Annotated in this window: 23 protein-coding genes; 14 read left to right on the top strand and 9 right to left on the bottom strand. The window is 63.4% G+C overall.

From position 1 onward, the window contains the following. The first annotated feature begins 57 nt into the window (after nucleotides 1–57). The 7 genes from IB279_RS35430 (at nucleotide 58) to IB279_RS35400 (ending at nucleotide 7691) form a co-directional block, all read left to right on the top strand. Nucleotides 58–1044: a tripartite tricarboxylate transporter substrate binding protein gene (locus tag IB279_RS35430; RefSeq protein WP_060520518.1), complete on the top strand. Its 987-nt coding sequence runs from the start codon at nucleotides 58–60 to the stop codon at nucleotides 1042–1044. Between the two features lie 61 nt (nucleotides 1045–1105). After that, a complete protein-coding gene (locus tag IB279_RS35425; protein WP_034800080.1) occupies nucleotides 1106–1606 on the top strand; it encodes a tripartite tricarboxylate transporter TctB family protein in 501 nt (166 codons plus the stop codon). A 139-nt stretch (nucleotides 1607–1745) separates the two neighbouring features. After that, entirely contained in the window at nucleotides 1746–3284 is a 1539-nt protein-coding gene (locus tag IB279_RS35420) for a tripartite tricarboxylate transporter permease (protein ID WP_034800081.1), read from the top strand. An 88-nt stretch (nucleotides 3285–3372) separates the two neighbouring features. Next, nucleotides 3373–4311 (top strand): sugar phosphate isomerase/epimerase, encoded by a 939-nt coding sequence (locus IB279_RS35415; protein WP_192341121.1) that lies wholly within the window; start codon nucleotides 3373–3375, stop codon nucleotides 4309–4311. Nucleotides 4312–4324: 13 nt separating this feature from the next. Next, on the top strand, nucleotides 4325–6043 hold the full coding sequence (locus IB279_RS35410; protein WP_192341119.1) for a dihydroxyacetone kinase family protein: 1719 nt from the start codon (nucleotides 4325–4327) through the stop codon (nucleotides 6041–6043). A 338-nt stretch (nucleotides 6044–6381) separates the two neighbouring features. Beyond that, complete coding sequence (locus IB279_RS35405) at nucleotides 6382–6906, top strand: DUF992 domain-containing protein (protein WP_034800084.1); 525 nt, start codon at nucleotides 6382–6384, stop codon at nucleotides 6904–6906. Nucleotides 6907–7046: 140 nt separating this feature from the next. Beyond that, nucleotides 7047–7691, top strand: a complete 645-nt coding sequence (locus tag IB279_RS35400; protein ID WP_192341117.1) for a DUF922 domain-containing Zn-dependent protease — start codon at nucleotides 7047–7049, stop codon at nucleotides 7689–7691. A gap of 54 nt (nucleotides 7692–7745) precedes the next feature. Here the strand turns inward: IB279_RS35400 and IB279_RS35395 are convergent, their stop codons facing one another. The 4 genes from IB279_RS35395 to IB279_RS35380 are packed head-to-tail and all read right to left on the bottom strand — an operon-like array spanning nucleotide 7746 to nucleotide 10719. Then, complete coding sequence (locus IB279_RS35395) at nucleotides 7746–8360, bottom strand: DapH/DapD/GlmU-related protein (RefSeq protein ID WP_034800086.1); 615 nt, start codon at nucleotides 8358–8360, stop codon at nucleotides 7746–7748. Then, a complete protein-coding gene (phnL, locus tag IB279_RS35390; protein WP_034800087.1) occupies nucleotides 8357–9064 on the bottom strand; it encodes a phosphonate C-P lyase system protein PhnL in 708 nt (235 codons plus the stop codon). Before phnL ends, IB279_RS35395 begins: the two co-directional genes overlap by 4 nt. Nucleotides 9065–9067: 3 nt before the next feature. Further along, entirely contained in the window at nucleotides 9068–9844 is a 777-nt protein-coding gene (phnK, locus tag IB279_RS35385; RefSeq protein ID WP_034800088.1) for a phosphonate C-P lyase system protein PhnK, read from the bottom strand. Next, nucleotides 9841–10719 (bottom strand): alpha-D-ribose 1-methylphosphonate 5-phosphate C-P-lyase PhnJ, encoded by an 879-nt coding sequence (locus IB279_RS35380; protein WP_192341115.1) that lies wholly within the window; start codon nucleotides 10717–10719, stop codon nucleotides 9841–9843. The genes phnK and IB279_RS35380 overlap by 4 nt, the downstream gene beginning before the upstream one ends. A 44-nt stretch (nucleotides 10720–10763) precedes the next feature. On the opposite strand from IB279_RS35380, the gene IB279_RS35375 reads away from it, so the two are divergent. Next, nucleotides 10764–10958 (top strand): hypothetical protein, encoded by a 195-nt coding sequence (locus IB279_RS35375; protein WP_034800090.1) that lies wholly within the window; start codon nucleotides 10764–10766, stop codon nucleotides 10956–10958. A 26-nt stretch (nucleotides 10959–10984) separates the two neighbouring features. Here IB279_RS35375 and IB279_RS35370 read toward each other — a convergent pair whose 3' ends face one another. From IB279_RS35370 to phnG, 3 genes are read right to left on the bottom strand one after another with little or no spacing between them, the layout of a single operon-like run. Next, nucleotides 10985–12094: a carbon-phosphorus lyase complex subunit PhnI gene (locus tag IB279_RS35370; protein WP_060583604.1), complete on the bottom strand. Its 1110-nt coding sequence runs from the start codon at nucleotides 12092–12094 to the stop codon at nucleotides 10985–10987. Between the two features lie 3 nt (nucleotides 12095–12097). Next, nucleotides 12098–12706, bottom strand: a complete 609-nt coding sequence (gene phnH, locus IB279_RS35365) for a phosphonate C-P lyase system protein PhnH (RefSeq protein WP_029742727.1) — start codon at nucleotides 12704–12706, stop codon at nucleotides 12098–12100. After that, entirely contained in the window at nucleotides 12706–13173 is a 468-nt protein-coding gene (gene phnG / locus IB279_RS35360) for a phosphonate C-P lyase system protein PhnG (protein WP_192341113.1), read from the bottom strand. Before phnG ends, phnH begins: the two co-directional genes overlap by 1 nt. Nucleotides 13174–13263: 90 nt before the next feature. Here phnG and phnF point away from each other — a divergent pair, with 90 nt between their 5' ends. The 3 genes from phnF to IB279_RS35345 all read left to right on the top strand — a co-directional run bounded on the left by phnF (nucleotide 13264) and on the right by IB279_RS35345 (nucleotide 16237). Next, nucleotides 13264–14013 carry a phosphonate metabolism transcriptional regulator PhnF gene (phnF, locus tag IB279_RS35355; protein WP_192341140.1) on the top strand — a complete coding sequence of 250 codons (750 nt, stop codon included), beginning with the start codon at nucleotides 13264–13266 and terminating at the stop codon, nucleotides 14011–14013. A gap of 169 nt (nucleotides 14014–14182) precedes the next feature. After that, nucleotides 14183–15577, top strand: coding sequence for a selenium-binding family protein (locus tag IB279_RS35350; RefSeq protein ID WP_034800094.1), 1395 nt, complete (start codon nucleotides 14183–14185; stop codon nucleotides 15575–15577). 33 nt (nucleotides 15578–15610) lie between these two features. After that, a complete protein-coding gene (locus IB279_RS35345) occupies nucleotides 15611–16237 on the top strand; it encodes a hypothetical protein (protein ID WP_029742731.1) in 627 nt (208 codons plus the stop codon). A 20-nt stretch (nucleotides 16238–16257) separates the two neighbouring features. Here the strand turns inward: IB279_RS35345 and IB279_RS35340 are convergent, their stop codons facing one another. Then, the gene (locus IB279_RS35340; RefSeq protein ID WP_029742732.1) at nucleotides 16258–16950 is read right to left on the bottom strand and encodes a glutathione S-transferase family protein; all 693 of its coding nucleotides are present in this window, start codon (nucleotides 16948–16950) and stop codon (nucleotides 16258–16260) included. A 91-nt stretch (nucleotides 16951–17041) separates the two neighbouring features. Further along, nucleotides 17042–17632, bottom strand: a complete 591-nt coding sequence (locus tag IB279_RS35335) for a VOC family protein (protein ID WP_034800095.1) — start codon at nucleotides 17630–17632, stop codon at nucleotides 17042–17044. A gap of 265 nt (nucleotides 17633–17897) precedes the next feature. Here IB279_RS35335 and IB279_RS35330 point away from each other — a divergent pair, with 265 nt between their 5' ends. From IB279_RS35330 to IB279_RS35320, 3 genes are all read left to right on the top strand, one after another. Next, nucleotides 17898–18338, top strand: a complete 441-nt coding sequence (locus IB279_RS35330; RefSeq protein WP_049810982.1) for a hypothetical protein — start codon at nucleotides 17898–17900, stop codon at nucleotides 18336–18338. Nucleotides 18339–18553: 215 nt separating this feature from the next. Beyond that, entirely contained in the window at nucleotides 18554–19153 is a 600-nt protein-coding gene (locus IB279_RS35325) for a hypothetical protein (RefSeq protein WP_110819841.1), read from the top strand. Beyond that, nucleotides 19153–19743, top strand: a complete 591-nt coding sequence (locus IB279_RS35320; protein ID WP_063891225.1) for a hypothetical protein — start codon at nucleotides 19153–19155, stop codon at nucleotides 19741–19743. Before IB279_RS35325 ends, IB279_RS35320 begins: the two co-directional genes overlap by 1 nt. The last annotated feature ends 2 nt before the right edge of the window (nucleotides 19744–19745 follow it).

Here is a 19745-nt window from a genome sequence, read left to right as displayed (position 1 = left end):
AATAACGGCGCAGGAGGAGGTCTTGCGCCGCAGAACCACAAAAACGGGAGGACCCGCATGAAGAATACCGTCTCCATCGCATGCATCATGGCAGCCGTTTTCGGCGTTGCTGCTCCGGCCGCCGCTTTCGAGCCCGATCGTCCAGTTGAATTCGTCGTCACCGCCGGCCCCGGCGGCGGCACCGACATCTTCGCCCGCACGATCCAGGCGATCATCGGCAAGTACGAGCTGATGAAGGCTCCGGTCGTCGTGACCAACAAGGGTAGCGCCGGCGGCGCCGAAGGCTTCGTCTACACGGCGACCAACAAGGGCGACGCCTACAAGCTGGCATTCGGCACCAACAACGCCTACCTGCTGCCGGTCCGCGCCAAGGTTCCCTACAAGGCTGAAGACCTGACGCCGGTTGCGGCGCTTGCTTCCGACGAGTTCGTTCTCTGGGTCAACGGCAAGGCCTCCTACAACACCGCTGCCGACTTTGCCGCCAAGGCGAAGGAAGGCGGCCTCAAGATCGGCGGCAGCCAGTCGAAGGACGTCGACCAGATCCTGACCTCGATGATCAACGAGACGACCGGCTCGACGATCAACTACATCCCGTTCAAGAGCGGCGGCGAAGCGGCCGTTCAGCTCGCCGGCGAGCACCTCGATGCCAACGTCAACAACCCGAGCGAAAACCTTGGCCAGTGGCAGGCCGGCATGGTCAAGCCGCTTTGCGTCTTCAAGAGCGTCAAGCTTTCGAACGAAACCAAGGTTGCCGGCGACAAGGCCTGGAGCGACATCCCCACTTGCAAGGAATCGGGCATCGCCATCGACAACTACTCCATGCCGCGCACCGTCTGGCTGCCGGCTGGCGTTGACCAGGATGTGGTCAAGTTCTATGCGGACCTGATGCGCAAGGTTTCGGAAACGCCGGAATGGGCGAAGTACCTGGCCGACACGTCGCAGTCGCCCGCCTACATCGCTGGCGACGACTTCAAGGCCGCCATCGAAATGGATGGCGCTGCTGTCGGCGAGGTGCTGAAGCGCGAAGGTTGGCTCGCCAACTAACAGGCGACGATCGGGACGGGTGCCATCCGGCGCCCGTCATTCGCTTTGAAAGGTCACGATCATGAGCGAGAACGGTGCGAATGGGGTCTCCCGCTTCGCGGTTGAGCTTGGTGTTGCCGCACTGACCGGCGCCTTCGGTGCTGCGGTCTGCTACGGATCTCTCGATATCGGCGCGGGCTGGACGGAATTCGGTCCCGAAGCCGGCTATTTTCCCTTCTATGTCGGGCTTCTGATCCTTCTCGGAAGCGTCGCCAATGCGATCCACGCCTTTGTGAAACATCGCGGGTCCGGTGAAATCTTCATCGACGGTCACCGCGCCAAGGTGGTGGCATCGTTCCTGCTGCCGCTGGTTGTCTTTGCCGGCGTATCCGCCTGGCTCGGCCTTTATGTCGGGACGGCGCTCTATATCGCCGGAACCATGCTCTTCCAGGGGCGCTACAAATGGTGGATCGCGCTGCCGTCGGGCATCGCCGTTTCGCTGTTTTTCTTCATCGTATTCGAGTTCGGTTTCAAGGTTCCCCTGCTCAAGGGACCGATCGAGGCCTGGTTCGGGATCTATTGATTCCGACCGCTCAAGGGCATGTCGCGTAAGCGCGCACAGCGGTCTTGCGCTAACGACAAGCAAAAAAAAGTCAAAGACTTAAAGCGCGGGGAGCGAGCCTCAAGGATCGTGACGTGCTTTAAGCCCCGGGAGGAATGACATGGAAAATATCGGTCTTCTGATCGATGGCTTCGGCCACATCCTCAGCTGGAACCATATCCTGCTGATGATGATCGGCGTCACGCTCGGCATTCTGGTCGGGGTGCTGCCCGGCCTTGGCGCGCCGAACGGCGTTTCGCTGCTCTTGCCGCTGACTTTCTCGATGGACCCGATCTCCGCCATCATCCTGCTCTCCTGCATGTACTGGGGGGCGCTCTTCGGCGGATCGACCACATCGATCCTGTTCAACATTCCCGGCGAACCCTCGTCGGTGGCGACCACGTTCGACGGCTATCCGATGGCGAAAGCCGGGCAGGCGAGCCGAGCGCTGACGCTCGCCTTCGTATCCGCCGGCATCGGCGCGCTGGCCGGCGTCGTGATGATCACACTGCTTTCCGGCTGGGTCGCGAACTTCGCACTGCGTTTCTCGTCGCCGGAATACTTCGCGGTCTACTTCCTTGCGTTTGCAAGTTTCATCTCGATGGGCGCGCAATCGCCCTTCAAGACGCTCGTCTCGATGATGCTCGGCTTCGCGCTTGCTTCCGTCGGCATGGACACGATCTCCGGCGACCTGCGCCTGACCTTCGATATCCCGACGCTGATCAAGGGCGTCAGCTTCCTGATCGCGGTCATGGGTCTCTTCGGCATCGGCGAACTGCTGCTGACGACGGAAGAGGGCCTGCGCTTCGAAGGCATTAAGGCGCGCGTCAAGCTCGTCGAGATCGGCCGCACGCTGGTCGAGATCCCGCGCTACTGGTTCACGATCCTGCGCTCGACGATCATCGGCATCTGGATGGGCATCACGCCCGCCGGCCCGACCGCGGCTTCCTTCATGAGCTACGGCGTTGCCCGTCGCTCGGCCCGCGACAAGTCGAAGTTCGGCAAGGGCGACCCGCGCGGCGTCGTCGCACCCGAGACCGCCGACCACTCGGCCGGTACCTCGGCGCTGCTGCCGATGCTGGCGCTCGGCGTTCCCGGCTCGGCAACGGCGGCCGTCATGATGGGCGGCCTGATGATCTGGGGCCTGACCCCCGGCCCGATGCTTTTTACCGAGCGGCCGGACTTCGTCTGGGGCCTGATCGCGTCCATGTATCTCGGCAACGTCGTCGCCGTCTTCCTGGTGATCGCCACCGTGCCGCTCTACGCCTCGATCCTGCGCGTGCCTTTTGCGATCATCGGTCCGATCATCGTCGCCGTCATCTTCTCCGGCGCCTATCAGGTGGCAAACTCGGTCTCCGACATCTTCATGGTCATCGGCTTTGGCGTACTCGGCTACGTCTTCAAGAAGCTCGACTACCCGCTTGCGCCGCTGGTTCTGGCCATGGTGCTCGGCGACAAGGCTGAGGACGCCTTCCGCCAGTCGATGCTTCTTTCCGGCGGTACCCTGAACATCTTCTGGTCAAACCCGCTGGTTTCCTCTCTGATGGCGCTTGCTCTTGCCCTTCTGCTGTCGCCGCTTGTCTTCGGGCTGGTCGGCCTGGTCCGCAAGCGCAAGCAAGATGCGGCCACGCCGCATGGCGACGGCAGCGCGGCGGCTTGACGGAGCCGCCGCACCTCAAAACAAGCGCATCGGAAAAGCGCGGCGCGGTCTGCTTATAGACTGCGTCGCAAAATAAGTGAGGAAAACCATGGCGAACCCATCGCGCAAATGGACCCGTGAAACCTGGCCGATCGCGGCCGCGATGATCCAGTATCCGAACGTGCTAGCAGACGGCAGCTCCGTGCAGGATCAGTCGGTCGAGCAATGGGCCGAGACACTCGCCGATGTCGTCGACGCCGGCTTCACCGAGCTCGACCCGACCGACAGCTGGATCCGGCTCGCCGACCTCCCGGCCGCGCGGCGCGATGACTTCGTCAAGCTGACGCGTGACCTTGGCCTTTCCATGCCGGCGATCTCGACTTCGCGGCGTAGCGTCATTGATCCGGAGCATGGCGACGAATATCTCGCCTACGGACATCGGGTCATCGACACGGCTGCGGCCATCGGCGCCGGCTCCGTTTCCTTCGGCTTCTTCGGGCCTTTGACCGACGCGCAGAAGAAAGCGCTCTGGTTCTGGACCGTCGACGGCGTCAAGAACCCGGAAGACCCCGCGCTCTGGAGACAAGCGGTTCAGCGCATCCGCGAACTTGGTCGCCATGCCGAGGAACTCGGCATCGAGCTGGCGCTCGAGATGTACGAGGACACCTATATCGGCTCGGCCGACAGCGCCGTGCGCTTCGTTACCGATGTCGGCCTGCCGAACGTCGGCATCAATGCCGATCTCGGCAATCTCGTGCGCCTTCACCGCCCGGTCGAGCACTGGCAGCCGATGATGGCCAAGGTTGCACCCTTCGCCAAATACTGGCACGTCAAGAATTACTACCGCACCGAGGATGAGACCTCGGGGCTGGTGGTCACCCATCCGGCGCCGCTGGAATTCGGCGTTATCAACTATCGGGCGGCGATCCGTATGGCCTTGGCGCATGGCTTCGACAGCCCGTTTCTCTGCGAGCATTACGGTGGCGACGGGCTCTCCGTCAGCGCCGCCAACCGGGACTATCTGAGGCGCATTCTGCCTCGCGACTAAGGGAAGAGACGCGATGACCACAATCTTTGACGCACCGGAAGAATTTGCGACGACCGCGCTTGCCGGATTCAGCTCGATCTACGCGCGCAACGTCCGTCTCGTGAAGGGCGGCGTCGTGCGCTCGACCAAAGTGCCGAAGGGCAAGGTCGCCGTCGTCGTCGGCGGCGGCTCCGGCCACTACCCGGCCTTTGCCGGCTATGTTGGCCCGGGCATGGCGGATGCGGCCGTGGCCGGTGACGTCTTCGCCTCACCTTCTACTGCCGCAGTTGCCCGCGTCTGCCGGGTGGCTGATCAGGGCGGCGGCGTGCTGCTTGGCTTCGGCAACTATGCCGGCGACGTCTTGAACTTCGGCGTTGCCGCCGAGCGGCTGCGCGCCGAAGGCATCGACGTGCGGATCGTGCCGGTGACGGACGACGTGGCGAGCGCCTCTGCCGAAACCCCGGCCAAGCGCCGCGGCATCGCCGGCGACCTCGTGGTCTTCAAGGTTGCTGGAGCCGCTGCGGAAGCGGACCTCAATCTCGACGAAGTTGAGCGCGTCACCCGTCTTGCCAACGACCGCACCGTCTCCTTCGGTGTGGCTTTCGGCGGCTGCACGCTTCCGGGCGCTAAGGGTCCGCTCTTCACCGTTCCAAAGGGCGAGATGGCCCTTGGTCTCGGCATCCACGGCGAGCCGGGTATCCGCGAAGAAAAGATGGTTTCGGCAACTGAGTTCGCGAAGCTGCTCGTCGGCAAACTGCTCGCCGAGCGGCCGGCGGATGTGCGCAAGGTCGCACCGCTTCTGAACGGCCTCGGCTCGACCAAGTATGAAGAACTCTTCGTGCTTTGGGTTGCGATCGAAAAGGAACTGAAGGCGGCTGGCCTGGAGATCGTCGATCCGGAATGCGGCGAATTCGTCACCAGCCTCGACATGCAGGGCTGCTCGCTGACGCTGATGTGGCTGAACGACGAGCTCGAGACCTACTGGCGCGCGGCTTGCGATGCGCCGGCCCTGCGCAAGGGGGCGATCATCGCCACCGAGCCCGCGACGGACACGCTCAAGGATGACGAGGACGCCATTTCCTTCGCAGCCGCTTCCGAGACCTCCCGTCAGAGCGGCGCGTGCATTGCGCGGCTGATCGGCGAAATGGCCGAGGCGCTGAAGCAGGCGGAAGACGAACTCGGTCGCATCGACGCCTTTGCCGGCGACGGCGACCACGGACAGGGCATGCGCCGCGGTTCGGCCGCGGCCAACGATGCCGCGAAGGCGGCGGTTGCAGCGGGTGCAGGCGCCGCCAGCGTTCTGGCGGTGGCGGGCGATGCCTGGGCGGACCGGGCCGGCGGCACGTCGGGCGCGATCTGGGGCCTGCTGTTGCGCGCCTGGAGCAATGCCTTCAACGATGATGCAGCCCCGACCGATGCCGCGATTGTCGACGGTGCCCGCCGTGCACTCGATGGCGTGACCCGCCTCGGCCGCGCCCGTGTCGGCGACAAGACCCTTGTCGATGCATTGGTGCCTTTCGTCGAGACCCTGGAGCGCGAGTTTGCCGCCGGAAAGCCGTTGATCGAGGCATGGCAGGCGGCGGCAAAGGCTGCGACCGAAGCGGCCGAAGCCACTTCGAGCCTGACGCCGAAGCTCGGCCGGGCACGGCCGCTTGCGGAAAAGAGCATCGGTCATCCGGACGCCGGCGCCGTTTCTCTGGCGCTGACGGCACGCGTTGCCGCCGGTGTCCTGGCGCAGGCCGCAAAGGCCTAAGAAACGATATCTCCTCCGATCGGGCGGCGCCGTCGCCCGATCGGAACCTCCCCCCGTGTAACCGCTGCATTGCCCCGCGCCAATCGGCGCCGCCACACGCTGCCGCGCAAATGAGCGTCGCAGACTGCCCGGGCCCGGCCATTCCGTGGCTTTTTCAACACAATCTGCAGTCATTGTTGGGGAAACCCGACCAATTTTATCGTCTGCTAAAAGCTTGCCACGGAATTGCCCGATCGCGGGCTATGGCTTTGGTTTCCTGCAGCGTGCGCTATGTGCTTGAGTTCGTGTGCCGCCGGTCAAATGACAATCATTTCTGACGTTCCGAGAAGGAGACAAGAATGAAAAAGAGTTTTGCCGTAAAGGTGTCCGCAGCGTCTCTGGTTCTCGCGGGCGCGATCGCCGCAAACGCAGCCGATCTCGCGACAGTTCAACCGCAGCCCGAGCCCGACACAAGCAACGGCGTCAAGATTGGTTACCTCGATTGCAACATCGCTGGCGGTGTCGGCTATGTGCTCGGCTCGGCCAAGGAAGTCGATTGCGTCTTCCGCTCGACCATGGGTGCTGAAGCCTCCGACCACTATTCCGGCGCCATCCGCAAGATGGGCGTCGATGTCGGCTTCACGACGCAGAGCCGCCTGATTTGGGCCGTGTTCGCACCGACCGCCGGCTACCACCGCGGTTCGCTCGGCGGTCTCTACCAGGGTGCAACGGCGGAAGCGACCGTCGGCGCCGGTATCGGTGCCAACATCCTCGTCGGCGGCACCTCCGGTTCGATCCACCTGCAGACGATCAGCGTGACCGGCCAGATCGGCCTGAACCTCGCGGCCACCGGCACGTCGATGACGCTGACGGCCGTCAACTAACGTCGTTTGGGCGGCCCGTTGCACCTCCCACAACGGGGCGTCAAAAGACCGGGTAAGACGCAAAGGCACCGCACGCTGGAGACGGCGCTCGGTGCCTTTGTTTTTTGGCCTGTTGCCATTGGCCGATTCGCGTTTAAGGAATGCTGCCAGGAATCGTGCGCCGACAGCGCGAACTTCGAGGGGTTGGATTGAACAAAAGCCTTTGCCTGGGCGTCGTTGCCCTTTGCCTTGCGTCTGGGCCGCGGTTCGCCTCTGCCGAATGGCAGCCGGTCGAAAAGGAAGCGCTCTACACAATCACCGGGCAGACGGGTGCCGAGCTCTACGCCTCGATCGGCGAACGGGGTCCGAAAGCCGGAATCGGCAGGGCGATCGCACACACCAACTTCAAGCTGACCTGGACGCGAAAATATGAAGAGCAAGGCGGTGCCTGCGTGCTGGCGGTGGCAAAGCCGAAACTGATCATCACCTACACCCTGCCGAAACCGGCAAGGCCGCTGCCTTCAGGCACGCGCGAAAACTGGGACATCTTCATCGACGGCGTGCGCAAGCACGAACTCGTGCACGGCGATTTCATCAAGGAGATGGCCCGCGCGATCGAGCAGGCGACGCTGGGCCTCACTGTTCCCGACGATCCGAAGTGCCGCAAGATCAGGACCGTCATGACCGAGCGCCTCGGCGCGCTCTCGCAGACGCAGCGCCAGCGCAGCCGCGACTTCGACCAGGTCGAGTTGACCGATGGCGGCAATATTCACCAGTTGATTCTGAAGTTGGTCAACGGGCCGTAACCGGCTCGTTCTCAGCTCGGAAAGGCGCCGAACCTCTGCCCGGCGCCGTATCACTCACGCATAACGCACCAAAAACTCTTCGGCCGTCAGCTCGCGGAAATCGTCGAGCGCGCGGCGCAGGCGCTGGTGGTCCCAGTCCCACCACGAGAGCGCGTCCATCCGCTCGCCGACGCCCTCGTTGAAACGGGCGCGGATGAGCTTGGCGGGCACGCCGCCGACGATGGTGTAGGGCTCGACGTCCTTCGAGACGACTGCGCCGGCGCCGATAACAGCACCGTTGCCGACAGTGACGCCCGGCAGGATGGTGGCGCCGTGGCCGATCCACACATCATGGCCGATCGTCACCCGGTTCGAGCGCCGCCAGGCGAAAAGGTCGTGGTCGAGTTGGGTATCGTCCCAATAGTTCGGCGCGCGATAGGTGAAGTGATGCAGCGTCGCCCGCCAGGTCGGGTGGTTGGTGGCGTTGATGCGCACGGCGGCTGCGATGTTGACGAACTTGCCGATCGTTGCGCACCAGATCGAGCCGTCCTGCATGATGTAGGAGTAGTCGCCGAACTCGACCTCGTCGAGCCTTGAGCGCTCCTGCACTTCGGTGTAGCGGCCGAGCGTCGAATTGTTGACGCTCGCCGTTGGGTGGATAAAGGGCTCGAGTCCGAGCTTCTGGCTCATGCGGCAGCCTTTCGCGGCGAGAAGGCCGAGACGTCGAGAATGCGATCGGCAACGGCGTCGCGCACTTCCTCGTCGTGGAAAATGCCGATCAGCGCGGTGCCCTTGGCCTTCTTCTCGGCAATCAGTTCGACAACGACCGCCCGGTTCTTCGCGTCGAGCGACGCGGTCGGCTCGTCGAGCAGAAGGATCTTGTGGTCGGTGATGAAACCGCGGGCGATGTTGACGCGCTGCTGTTCGCCGCCGGAGAAGGTCGCCGGTGGCAGGCTCCAGAGTTCGCGCGGCAGGTTCAGCTTGTTCAACAGTTCGGCCGCATGGGTGCGGGCCTCTTCGAGCGGCATGCCGCGGGCCTGCAGCGGCTCGGCGACGATGTCGAGGGAGGAGACGCGCGGCACCACCCGCAGGAACTGGCTGACATAGCCGAGCGTCGTGCGCCGGACTTCGAGCACCGTGCGCGGCTCGGCCGTTGCCAGATTGACCAGCTTGCCGTCGTGATCCATCAGGATCTGGCCTTCGTCGACGCCGTAATTGCCGTAGAGCATTTTCAGGATCGAGCTCTTGCCGACGCCGGAGGGGCCGCCGAGAACGACGCATTCGCCGGCCTTCACCGAGAAGGAGACGTTGGCGACGACCGGCCGGCGGATACCGTCACGCAGATGCATGGTGAAGCTTTTTGCGACTTCGGAAACAACAAGGGGCGTGGCCATGGTTTACACCTGCAGGATCGAGGAGACGAGGAGCTGGGTATAGGGCTCGCGCGGATCGTCGAGCACGCGGTCGGTCAGCCCCTGTTCGATGACGGCTCCGTCCTTCATCACCATCATGCGGTGTGAAAGAAGGCGGGCGACGGCGAGATCGTGGGTGACGATGATGGCGGCAAGCCCGAGGTCATGCACGAGGCCGCGCACGAGATCGAGCAGGCGCGCCTGAACCGAGACGTCGAGGCCGCCGGTCGGCTCGTCCATGAAGACGAGGCGCGGGGAAGTGACGAGGTTGCGGGCGATCTGGAGGCGCTGACGCATGCCGCCCGAAAAGGCGCGCGGCTGGTCGTCGATGCGGTCGATGCCGATTTCCACCCGCTCCAGCCAGTCTCTGGCGGTGGCGCGGATGTTCCCGTAGTGGCGATCGCCGACGGCCATCAACCGCTCGCCGACATTGGCGCCGGCAGACACGGTCATGCGCAGGCCGTCGGCCGGGTTCTGGTGCACGAAGCCCCAGTCGGTACGCATCAGGAAGCGGCGCTCGGCTTCGCCCATGCGGGCGAGGTCACGGTACTGACCGTCGCGCATGTGGTACTCGACGATACCGGAGGTCGGCATCAGACGGGTCGAGAGGCACGACAGAAGTGTCGTCTTGCCCGAGCCGGATTCGCCGACGATGGCGAGCACTTCGCCCGCATAGAGCTCGAAGGAAACGTTGCGGCAGCCGATGCGGCTTCCGTAGAACTTCGAGACGTCGTTCACTTTCAGAAGCGGGAGCGTACTCATTCTGCGGCTTCCTTTCGGGCAAGCATGTGACCTGCATGGCCGCAGGTGCGGCGGTCTTCGCAATGATCGGTATCGGAGCAGACGAACATGCGTCCGCCCTTGTCGTCGAGGATCACCTCGTCGAGATAGACGTCCTCGGCGCCGCAGAGCGCGCAGGGCTTGTCGAAGCTCTGGATCTCGAAGGGATGGTCGTCGAAATCGAGGCTAACGACTTCGGTATAGGGCGGGACAGCGTAGAGCCGCTTTTCGCGACCGGCGCCGAAGAGCTGCAGCGCTTCCGACATATGCATCTTCGGATTGTCGAACTTAGGCGTCGGCGACGGGTCCATCACGTAACGCCCCTCGACCTTGACCGGATAGGCGTAGGTCGTGGCGATATGGCCGTTGCGGGCGATGTCCTCGTAGAGCTTCACATGCATCAGCCCGTATTCCTCGAGCGCATGCATCTTCCGCGTCTCGGTCTCGCGCGGCTCGAGGAAGCGCAAGGGTTCCGGGATCGGCACCTGGTAGACGAGCGTCTGTCCCTCCGAGAGTCTTTCCTCCGGAATGCGGTGGCGCGTCTGGATGATCGTCGCGTCTTTCGTCCGGGTGGTGACGGCAACGTCGGCGACCTTCTGGAAAAAGGCGCGGATGGAAACCGCGTTGGTTGTGTCGTCGGCGCCCTGGTCGATGACCTTCAAGACGTCCTGCGGACCGAGGATCGAGGCGGTGACCTGCACGCCGCCGGTGCCCCAGCCGTAGGGCATCGGCATTTCGCGCGACGCAAATGGAACCTGGTAGCCGGGAATGGCGATCGCCTTCAGGATCGCGCGGCGGATCATGCGCTTGGTTTGTTCGTCCAGATAGGCGAAATTATAGGTAGCAAGGTCGTTCATCGCTGATTACCCTTGAGTGTGTCGACCGCTGATGAGGCCAGGATTTGAGCGAGATTTTCGTCTGGGTGATTGGGATCTTCGTGCTGTGTTCGGCGGTTGCCGGCCTGTTCGGCATTGCCCGCCGGCCGCAGCGCGAGACGGAGAGCAGGGCGCGCAAGAACGACGGAGGTGGCGACGCCGGTGGTGTCTATGCCGGTGACGGCGGCGATTGTGGTGGCGGGGATGGCGGCGGCGATTGAACCGCTAGGGCTGGCGGTATGCCCGATCATTCGGCCGCCTCCCGTTGAACCTTCGGTGCTTCACCTGAATTCGCGGCCTCGTAATCGCGGCGCATGCGGCGCACGAGATCGAGTTCGGCCTGGAAGTCGACATAGTGCGGCAGCTTCAGGTGCTCGACGAAGCCGGTAGCCTGAACGTTATCTGCATGCGAGATGACAAATTCCTGATCCTGGGCGGGTGCGACGATGTCCTCGCTGAACTCGTCAGTGCGCAGTGCCCGGTCGACCAGCGACATCGACATCGCTTTGCGTTCACTCTGGCCAAAGACGAGGCCGTAGCCGCGGGTGAATTGCGGCGGCTGCTTGGCCGAGCCCATGAACTGGTTGACCATCTGGCATTCAGTGACGCGGATCGCGCCGAGTGAGACGGCAAAGCCGAGTTCCGGCAGATCGAGTTCGACTTCCACTTCTCCGATGCGGACTTCGCCGACGAATGGGTGGGTGCGGCCGTAGCCGCGCTGGGTGGAGTAGGCGAGCGCCAAGAGGAAGCCTTCGTCGCCGCGGGCAAGCGCCTGCAGTCGCAGGTCCCGGGCCATCGGAAACTCCATCGGCTCGCGGGTAAGGTCGCCCATGACATGGCCCTCGGGCATCTGGCCATCACCCTCGATCAGGCCTTCGCCGTCGAGAATGTCGGAGACGCGCATCACATGCTCACCGGGCTCCTTGACTGCCGGTTCTTCGACCGCTTCGTCGGCGATCAGTGATGGGTCGAGCAGGCGGTGGGTGTAATCGAAGGTCGGGCCCAGAAGCTGTCCGCCGGGCAGATCCTTGTAGGTCGCCGACACGCGGCGCTCGACCTTCATGTTGGCGGTATCGACCGGCTCGGAGTAGCCGAAGCGCGGCAACGTCGTGCGATAGGCGCGCAGGATGAAGATCGCCTCGATCATGTCGCCGCGCGCCTGGCGGACGGCAAGGGCTGCGAGCGCACGGTCATAGAGCGAGGCTTCCGCCATCACTCTATCGACCGCAAGGCCGAGCTGCTCGACCACCTGGTCGATGGTGATGGAAGGAAGGCTACGGTCGCCACGGCGGCGATCGGCGAGAAGGCGGTGGGCATTGGCAATGGCGGCTTCCCCGCCCTTGACGGCTACATACATGGCTCACGCCTCCTTGAGCGAAAGACGAGTGGTGCGCGGCAGGCAGATGAGCTTGTCGCCGGCCGTCAGCACGAGATCGACGCCGCGCGGAAAGATCGCGCGATTGGCGGTCCAGAATTCGAGGAAGACGTCCGGCAGCCCCTTCACCGCAATCTCCGTCACGTCCTTGATGCCGGGGCCTTTGGCGGTCAGCGCAGGGCCGCCGCTCAGCGCTTCGACTTCGATGACGAGTGTCGTCGAGCGATCCGGATATTCCTGCGTGCCAAGCGAGAACTGGTCGAAGCCGGGGAAGGCGGCGCCCTTTTCGATGAAGGCGAAGCGCGCGTCGGTCTTGCTGGTGGTGAGCGGAGCACCGGTGTGGAAAGCGATCCACTGCGGAACGGCCGATTTGGAAAGTGCCGGCGTCAGCCAGACGGGCGTGTCATGGTCGCACAAAGTCAGCGCTACGGCGCCTGCGGCCGTAGCGAGCGGAGCCGGAGGCGTGCTCGTCGCTTCGAGGCGCTTGATCGTACCCGGACGGGCAAAGCCGTCCATCAGGTCGCGGAAGACGGACTGAGCGGCAAAGACTGGATCGGCAAAGGCGCCGGCGTAAATCTGCGATTGGCTGGCCATCAGTCGTCTCCCCGAACCATGGTGAAAAAGTCCACGCGGGTGGCCGCGGTTTCTTCCGCCTTGCGGCGTTCTTCCTGGGCAAGCCGGTCGGCCACGCGGCCAAGCAGGGCCTCGACCCTAGCCCTGTCGCCGTCACGCTGGGCAAGGGCGTCGAAGATGGCGGCAAGCCGGGCGCGTTCCTTGTCGGTTCCGAGCAACTGCCCGTGGCCGATTTCGCCGGTCGAAAGGCGGACGGTGGCGCGCGACACCGTAGCCTCGCCGAGATTGAAGGGATCGCCGCCGCCGCCGATGCGGCCGCGCACCATGACGAGGCCGGTCTCGGGGCCTCGGACCGGGTGAACCTCGGGCTGGTCTGCGAGCGCTTTCCAGGCGTCCTTGAGTTCGGCGAGCGTTGCCTGGGCGAGCAACCGCAGGGCCTCCTTGCGCGCCGGGTCCGGCGGGCTTTCCTGCTTCACTTTCGCGTCCATCATTTTCACCTCAAATGTCTATTGATCTAGACAACTATACATCTTATACTTTTTCATAACGTCGGCAAATGACAGGCTTGTGACATGCCAATGCGAAAAGACACGGCAGCGCGAAAAGTGGTGGAGCGCCAGACCGGCGTCGCTCTCTGGCGGCAGATTGCCGACCGGATCCGCCTGGCAATCAGCAATGGCGACTATGACGCGACCGGCATGGTGCCACCGGAAACGGTGCTTGCGGGCGAGTTCGGCGTCAACCGGCACACGGTCAGAAGCGCGCTGGCGGCGCTGGCCGAAGAAGGGCTGGTGCGTCCCGTCCAAGGGCGCGGCACAATGATCGAGCGCAAGGAGCGGGTGAGTTATCCGATTTCAAAGCGCACGCGCTTCTCGCAAGGTCTTGGCCACCAGGTGAAGGAAATTGGCTCGCGGCTGCTCGGCCACACGGAATTGCCGGCAAGGGGCGAAGTGGCGAGCGCGCTTGCCATCAGGCCCGGTGATCCGGTGATCGAACTCAGAACCGTCAGCAGCGGCGATGGTCGACCGCTCTCGGTTTCCTCGAGCTACTATCCGGCGCATCGCTTCCCGCGCATGGCCGAAGAATTCGAACAGCTGCACTCCGTCACCAAGGCCTTCGCAGCCCACGGTCTGGATGATTATATACGCGCCTCAACGGAGATCGTCGCCCGGCACGCTGACGCCGACGAGCTTGCGATGCTGAAGCTCTCGCCGGGCGCAATCGTGCTCGAAGCCCAGTCGATCAACGCCGATCTCGACGGCAAGCCGATCGAATATTCCCGTAGCCGCTTTGCCGCTGACCGGATGAAGCTGCGGATCGAGACTTGAGGCCATGAGGCCGCCTCTGCCGGTCGCGATGACGTCTCGCTCAACCAGAAGCGTTCCGATCCCTGTCAGGAAATAAGGCAAAGGCCGTATTTCCGACGCGTTTTTGCCGCATGACCGGAGCCTGCATCAGGACCGCGCATTCGGGAATTCTCTAAGGGGGAGAATGGCAATGGCGACGTGGCGACCCGATCCTTCCTTCTATCCATCACCGCGCATGGCGGCCAAGGCTCCAAAGGAGACGCTCGCCTACGTGGCGGCTTTCGATCCGGACCGAAGAAGGCCGGACGCGATCGCCGTCGTCGATGTGGATCCGGCGTCGCAAAGCTATTCGCAGATCGTCGGGCAGGTCGAGATGCCGAATGTCGGGGACGAGTTGCACCATTTCGGCTGGAACGCGTGCTCCTCGTGCCTGTGTCCCAACGCACCGCATCCACATGTCGAGCGTCGCTACCTGGTGGTGCCGGGCCTGCGCTCCTCCCGTCTCCATATCATCGACACCAAGCCGGACCCCCGCAATCCGAAGATCGTGCGGGTGATCGAGCCCGCGGAAATCGCCGAGAAGGCGAATTATTCGCGGTTGCACACAACCCATTGCGGACCTGAAGGCATTTACGTCAACGCGCTTGCGGATCGAGACGGCAAGGCGCCCGGCGGCATTTTCCTGCTCGACCATCAGAGCTTCGATGTGCTCGGACAGTGGGAAATGGACCGTGGGCCGCAGAAGCTCGCCTATGATTTCTGGTGGCACCTCGGCCACGACACGATGATCACCAGCGAATGGGGCACGCCCGATACTTTCGAGAACGGGCTGGTGCCGGAGGTGCTGCTTGGCTCGAAATACGGCCGCCGCCTGCATTTCTGGGACCTGCACAAACGCAAGCACGTGCAGGAGATCGACTTCGGCGAGGAACACCAGCTCGTTTTCGAACTGCGCCCGGCCCACGATCCGACCAAGGCCTACGGTTTCGTCGGCTGCGTCATCAGCCTCAAGGACCTCTCGGCGTCGATCTGGACCTGGTATCGCGACGGCGACCGATGGGCCGTGAAGAAGGTGATCGAGATCCCGGCAGAACCGGCCGATCCGGATCTGTTGCCACCGGTGCTGAAAGGCTTCAGTGCGGTCGCGCCGCTCGTCACCGACATCGACCTGTCGATGGACGATCGCTTCCTTTACGTTTCCTGCTGGGGCACCGGCGACATGATCCAGTACGACGTGTCCGACCCCTTCGCACCGAAGGAAACGGGGCGGGTCAGGATCGGCGGCATCGTTTCGCGTGCGAGCCATCCGAAGGCGAAGAACGGTGCGCTCAACGGTGGGCCGCAGATGGTGGAAATCAGCCGCGACGGCAAGCGGGTCTATTTCACCAACTCGCTCTATGGCGCCATCGACCCGCAGTTCTATCCCGAAGGCATCGACGGTTGGATGGTCAAGCTCGATGTCGCCGATGGTGGCGGGATCGCCTTCGACGAAAACTTCTTCGTCGACTGGCCAAAGGGTCATCGACCGCATCAGGTTCGTCTCGAAGGCGGCGACTGCTCGTCCGATTCCTATTGTTATCCGTGAGGAGGGAGCCGCGGTGCAGCCGGGTCACGGCGAATGACGACGGTCTGGCCATGGCTCTCGCTCGCCGGCCTCGGTGCCTTTCACGGCCTCAACCCGGCAATGGGCTGGTTGTTTGCGGTTGCGCTCGGACTTCATCGCCAGAGCAGCCGGGTCGTCTGGCTGTCCCTCGCACCCATTGCGGTTGGTCACGCGATCTCGGTCGCGACCGTGCTGGCGGTGGTCGCAGCATTCGGCTCGGTGCTGGATCCGAACACATTCAGGATCGCGGCCGCCGTGCTCATTCTGGGGGCCGCCGGCTACACCGCCATTCATGGCCATCGCCACCGCGTCCGGATCGGAATGCGGACCGGCATGGCGGGACTTGCGGTCTGGTCATTCCTGATGGCGACGAGCCATGGGGCCGGCCTGATGCTGGTGCCGGCGGTGCTCAGTCTCTGTCTTGCAGGTCACGCCGGCGAACTGGCGATGGCAAGTTCGCTGCCGGTCTCGCTCGCCGCCGTTGCAGTGCATAGCATCGCAATGCTGACGGTGACCGCGGTGCTGGCGCTCGCCGTCTTCACCTGGTTCGACCTTGCGGTCCTGCGTTCCGCCTGGATCAATTTCGATCGCCTCTGGACGCTCGCCCTCGGAGCAACCGGCGTCGCACTCCTCATTCAATGATCTGCATCGCAGCCGCCAGGCTATTGCCGCTGCGATTTTACATAAGCGATATAGCCGCGGACATCGGCGGCGGGCTCGGCATAGGCGGCCCCGAGCGTTCTTTCGATGCTTGCCATGTAGGTCTTTGCCCAGTCCGGCAGGTCATAGTCGATCGCGGCCAGGAACTCGAGCGTTGCTGCGAGCCGGATATCGGCGATCGAGGGCTTGGCGCCACCGATGAACGGCTTGTCGCCAATGTAGAAAGCGCGGAATACGTCGAGCGGTTCGGCAAGGGCTGCAACCGCTGCCTTCCGGGCGATCTCCTTCGTCGCCGCATCGGCATCGCTGCAGCCGACTTCGCCCGCGTAGAGCGGAAAGTTCAGCGCCGGATAGGTTGCGCGGGCAAGGTAGGGATAGAAGGTGCCGATCAGGTAGAACATGGCGCTGTCGATCATCGCGCGTGCTTCGGGTTCCCTCGGGTAGAAGTCATCAAGCCCATGTTTGTTGCAAAGGTACTGCATGATCGCGCAGCTTTCCCAAAGCGCGCCCCTGGGCAGGTCCGCGGTCTCGATCATCGGTGTCAGATGCGACGGCGCTCGTGCCAGATATTCGGGCGAGCGCGTCTGGCCGTAGACATCGTTTTCACTGAAATCGAGCTTGGCTGCGCGCAGGAACACGCGCGCGGTCATGTTGTTGACGCTGGGCTTGATCACGTTGAGCTGGATTGCGGACATGGCATTCCTCCCGGTTGATCGTCGTTGAACTGGCGGCGGCTCGCCCGCGGCAGACACCGCCACTTGGCTACAGATCTCACCAAGTGCGACTCTATCGCGGTCCGTATGGGTTCTTCGGTTGGCGATCGAGCGACAGCGTCGGCCGAGAGCGTTCGTTCAGGGCTTCGATCGCATCGGCGAGATGGACCTCGGCGATGTTATAGTCGCCGCGTTCAGTCCTGATCCTATGCGCTTCCATCAGGACTTCGGCATGGCTGTGACCGGCCGGCGGCTCGAAGCGATAGGAGGCAAGTTCAACCAGCAGCCCAAGCGGATCTTCGAAGTAGATCGAATCCATGAAGCCGCGATCCTTGACGCCACTGTGGCGGATCTTTCGCTCATCGAGCCGCTCCACCGCCTGGTTGAATGTGGCGCGCGAAACAGCAAAGGCGATGTGATGCACACAGCCCATGTCGGTCGGGGTGCGCTCGGGATCCGGCGTGCGGTTCTCGTCGGTGAAGACGGTGATCAGGCGGCCATCGCCCGGATCGAAATAGAGGTGGCTTTCGCTCGCCCGGTCGAGGTTCGGTTGCTCGAAAATGAAGGGCATGCCGAGCAGCCCCTCCCAGAAATCGATCGACGTCTGACGGTCCGCCCCGACAAGCGTGATGTGGTGAACGCCTTGCGATTGCAGTTTGCGCATAGCCGGCCTCCCGGGTTCGGCGGAGAATGTGGGCCGAATGGCGCCTGGCACCGCTTTCCACCGCATGCAATTGTCGTCCGTCGCGGGCAGAAGGCAAGCGCCAATCACGGGTGGATCGGTGGGCGGAAAACGCGTTGTGGCTGGTCAATGCACAGCTTTGAGCCCACCTGATCTTGACCACCTCCAATTTGGTTGTTTTTCTAGCGTGACACAATCAAAGAATGCGAAGAGTTGTGTATGTCGGTCCGCGATGAGGAGGGAAAGCATGAAGATCCTGTGCAGGGCCGGCGTCGCCGGTCTGTTGCTTCTTTCGTCTGCCGCCGCCGTCAGGGCCGACGGTGATGCGTTTGTCGGACAGTGGCGCCAACTCACCTCCACGGCAGGGCGTTGCAACACCTGCTATATCGGCATCGTCAGGCACGGCGACCTTTTGACCGTCAGCAGCAACAACGGTTGGCAGGCCGTCGCGAACGTCGAGCGCTTTGCCGATCTGCCGCTTGCCGCAGGCAAGGGTGAGTGGAAGCCGACCGTTTCCGGCGCCTATGGCGGCAGAAGCTTCGGCATTCAGTTCGTTCGGCGTGGCGGACAATTGCAGATGTTCATGGTGGTGTCGCGAGGGAACGGGACGCCCATGTCCATCCGCGCGACCTTCGAGAAGAGGCTTCCGGCTTCCGAGGAGCCGGCGATGGAGATGCACCGCATCTGACCCAATGCGCGCACCTCGCTGGCCGCGGGCGGCAACGGCTGCCCGCCCGGTTTACATCGCACATGGGTTCACTCCGACGATCCAATATTCCACATTCGAGCTTCGTTCTGAGGTTGCGTCCACTGCCTCAACCGTTTCCGACACGCGTGTTTTGATTTCCCCGGCAAACTTTCCTATCTTACGGTTGCAGTATCCGCAGGGTGGATGGAGGACAGATGCCGGTCATGCGGCGGTCGAAGATCAGGCAGCGCCTGCTGATCATGCTTGTCACCGGTATCGGCGGCATGGCGGCGGCTGCGATTTCCTTTGCATCGGCGGTTTATGATGCAGCCAATCCGGTTCCTGTTCCGGTCATAGGTAAAGACCAGGTCGTCGACACGGGCCGGTGGCGGGTGACCATAAACGGCGCCCATATGTCGTCTCTGCCGCCGACCGGCACCAAACCGTTCGAGCCGAAGCGGTTCCTGCTGGTGAATCTCGAACTCGACAACCGGTCCGTGGCCAGCAGCAACGTCTTCATGAACCTGATCACGATCAAGGATGACGCCGCTCCGCTGCAGCCCAAGCCCACCTATTACCTGGCGAGGGACAAGTGGATCGCCAGCGCGATCAATCCGAACATGCCGGAAGACCTGGTCGCGGCCTGGGAGTGGCCGGCGGACCGCCCGGAACCGCAAACGCTTTCGCTGGCGATCGGCAAACAGATCTATAAGCCACGTGACAATCTCTACGGCGCGCCGAATTGGTTCGATGACGGCGAGGCCGCGGTCGTCGAGTTGCCGGTGACGCAAGCTGTGGAGACGACGGAGCAATGATGTCGGCTTTCCGTACGCTGCTGCTTTGCGGCCTTGCAATCGCGGCGCTCTATGGGATGCGAAACAGCACCCCCGGCTACGGCGACATCACCGCGCCGATCGCCATTCGCGGCGCTGTCGGCGAGCGGGTGGAGACGCGCGACTTCGCTTTCGGCGCAGCCAATGTGCATCTGGCACGACAGCTCAAGGTCGAAAGTTTTGGACGGGTCAAGGACTTCTCCACATCCGGCATCTGGCTGGTCATCGAGGGCGCGGCCGTCGCCAAGACGGAAACGATGACGTTGATGTCTGCGGAATGGCTGGCGAGCAATGGTTTGCGCTACGCGTTGAGCCAGCGGTTCTCGACCGTGCCGGGCTATCTGCCGACGGAGCGGCTCGAACCCGGCCTGCCAAGGCCGGTGCTTCTTGCCTTCGAGCTTCCCGAGGCGGCCGTTGACCAGGGCACGCTGCTCGTCGCACGCAGTCGTGTGTCGCCGCTCGCCGAGGAACTGTCGATTGCGCTCGGCGACAAGAAGCCGGCCGAGATCAAGCCGTCCGTCACCATTGCGCGCAGCGGCAGCGGCGCGCCCTGGACACTGGCCGCGCACTGAGG

The organism is Ensifer sp. ENS06 (assembly GCF_014852205.1).
In the GTDB taxonomy this organism is placed as follows: domain Bacteria; phylum Pseudomonadota; class Alphaproteobacteria; order Rhizobiales; family Rhizobiaceae; genus Ensifer; species Ensifer adhaerens.
This window is presented reverse-complemented; position numbering and strand designations above follow the sequence as displayed.

What these genes read in the sequence shown, in the direction of transcription:
- IB279_RS35430 (WP_060520518.1), top strand. Translation starts at nt 58, where the DNA reads ATGAAGAATACCGTCTCCATCGCATGCATCATGGCAGCCGTTTTCGGC.
- IB279_RS35425 (WP_034800080.1), top strand. Translation starts at nt 1,106, where the DNA reads ATGAGCGAGAACGGTGCGAATGGGGTCTCCCGCTTCGCGGTTGAGCTT.
- IB279_RS35420 (WP_034800081.1), top strand. Translation starts at nt 1,746, where the DNA reads ATGGAAAATATCGGTCTTCTGATCGATGGCTTCGGCCACATCCTCAGC.
- IB279_RS35415 (WP_192341121.1), top strand. Translation starts at nt 3,373, where the DNA reads ATGGCGAACCCATCGCGCAAATGGACCCGTGAAACCTGGCCGATCGCG.
- IB279_RS35410 (WP_192341119.1), top strand. Translation starts at nt 4,325, where the DNA reads ATGACCACAATCTTTGACGCACCGGAAGAATTTGCGACGACCGCGCTT.
- IB279_RS35405 (WP_034800084.1), top strand. Translation starts at nt 6,382, where the DNA reads ATGAAAAAGAGTTTTGCCGTAAAGGTGTCCGCAGCGTCTCTGGTTCTC.
- IB279_RS35400 (WP_192341117.1), top strand. Translation starts at nt 7,047, where the DNA reads ATGCTGCCAGGAATCGTGCGCCGACAGCGCGAACTTCGAGGGGTTGGA.
- IB279_RS35395 (WP_034800086.1), bottom strand. Translation starts at nt 8,360, where the DNA reads ATGAGCCAGAAGCTCGGACTCGAGCCCTTTATCCACCCAACGGCGAGC.
- phnL (WP_034800087.1), bottom strand. Translation starts at nt 9,064, where the DNA reads ATGGCCACGCCCCTTGTTGTTTCCGAAGTCGCAAAAAGCTTCACCATG.
- phnK (WP_034800088.1), bottom strand. Translation starts at nt 9,844, where the DNA reads ATGAGTACGCTCCCGCTTCTGAAAGTGAACGACGTCTCGAAGTTCTAC.
- IB279_RS35380 (WP_192341115.1), bottom strand. Translation starts at nt 10,719, where the DNA reads ATGAACGACCTTGCTACCTATAATTTCGCCTATCTGGACGAACAAACC.
- IB279_RS35370 (WP_060583604.1), bottom strand. Translation starts at nt 12,094, where the DNA reads ATGTATGTAGCCGTCAAGGGCGGGGAAGCCGCCATTGCCAATGCCCAC.
- phnH (WP_029742727.1), bottom strand. Translation starts at nt 12,706, where the DNA reads ATGGCCAGCCAATCGCAGATTTACGCCGGCGCCTTTGCCGATCCAGTC.
- phnG (WP_192341113.1), bottom strand. Translation starts at nt 13,173, where the DNA reads ATGGACGCGAAAGTGAAGCAGGAAAGCCCGCCGGACCCGGCGCGCAAG.
- phnF (WP_192341140.1), top strand. Translation starts at nt 13,264, where the DNA reads ATGCGAAAAGACACGGCAGCGCGAAAAGTGGTGGAGCGCCAGACCGGC.
- IB279_RS35350 (WP_034800094.1), top strand. Translation starts at nt 14,183, where the DNA reads ATGGCGACGTGGCGACCCGATCCTTCCTTCTATCCATCACCGCGCATG.
- IB279_RS35345 (WP_029742731.1), top strand. Translation starts at nt 15,611, where the DNA reads ATGACGACGGTCTGGCCATGGCTCTCGCTCGCCGGCCTCGGTGCCTTT.
- IB279_RS35340 (WP_029742732.1), bottom strand. Translation starts at nt 16,950, where the DNA reads ATGTCCGCAATCCAGCTCAACGTGATCAAGCCCAGCGTCAACAACATG.
- IB279_RS35335 (WP_034800095.1), bottom strand. Translation starts at nt 17,632, where the DNA reads ATGCGCAAACTGCAATCGCAAGGCGTTCACCACATCACGCTTGTCGGG.
- IB279_RS35330 (WP_049810982.1), top strand. Translation starts at nt 17,898, where the DNA reads ATGAAGATCCTGTGCAGGGCCGGCGTCGCCGGTCTGTTGCTTCTTTCG.
- IB279_RS35325 (WP_110819841.1), top strand. Translation starts at nt 18,554, where the DNA reads ATGCCGGTCATGCGGCGGTCGAAGATCAGGCAGCGCCTGCTGATCATG.
- IB279_RS35320 (WP_063891225.1), top strand. Translation starts at nt 19,153, where the DNA reads ATGTCGGCTTTCCGTACGCTGCTGCTTTGCGGCCTTGCAATCGCGGCG.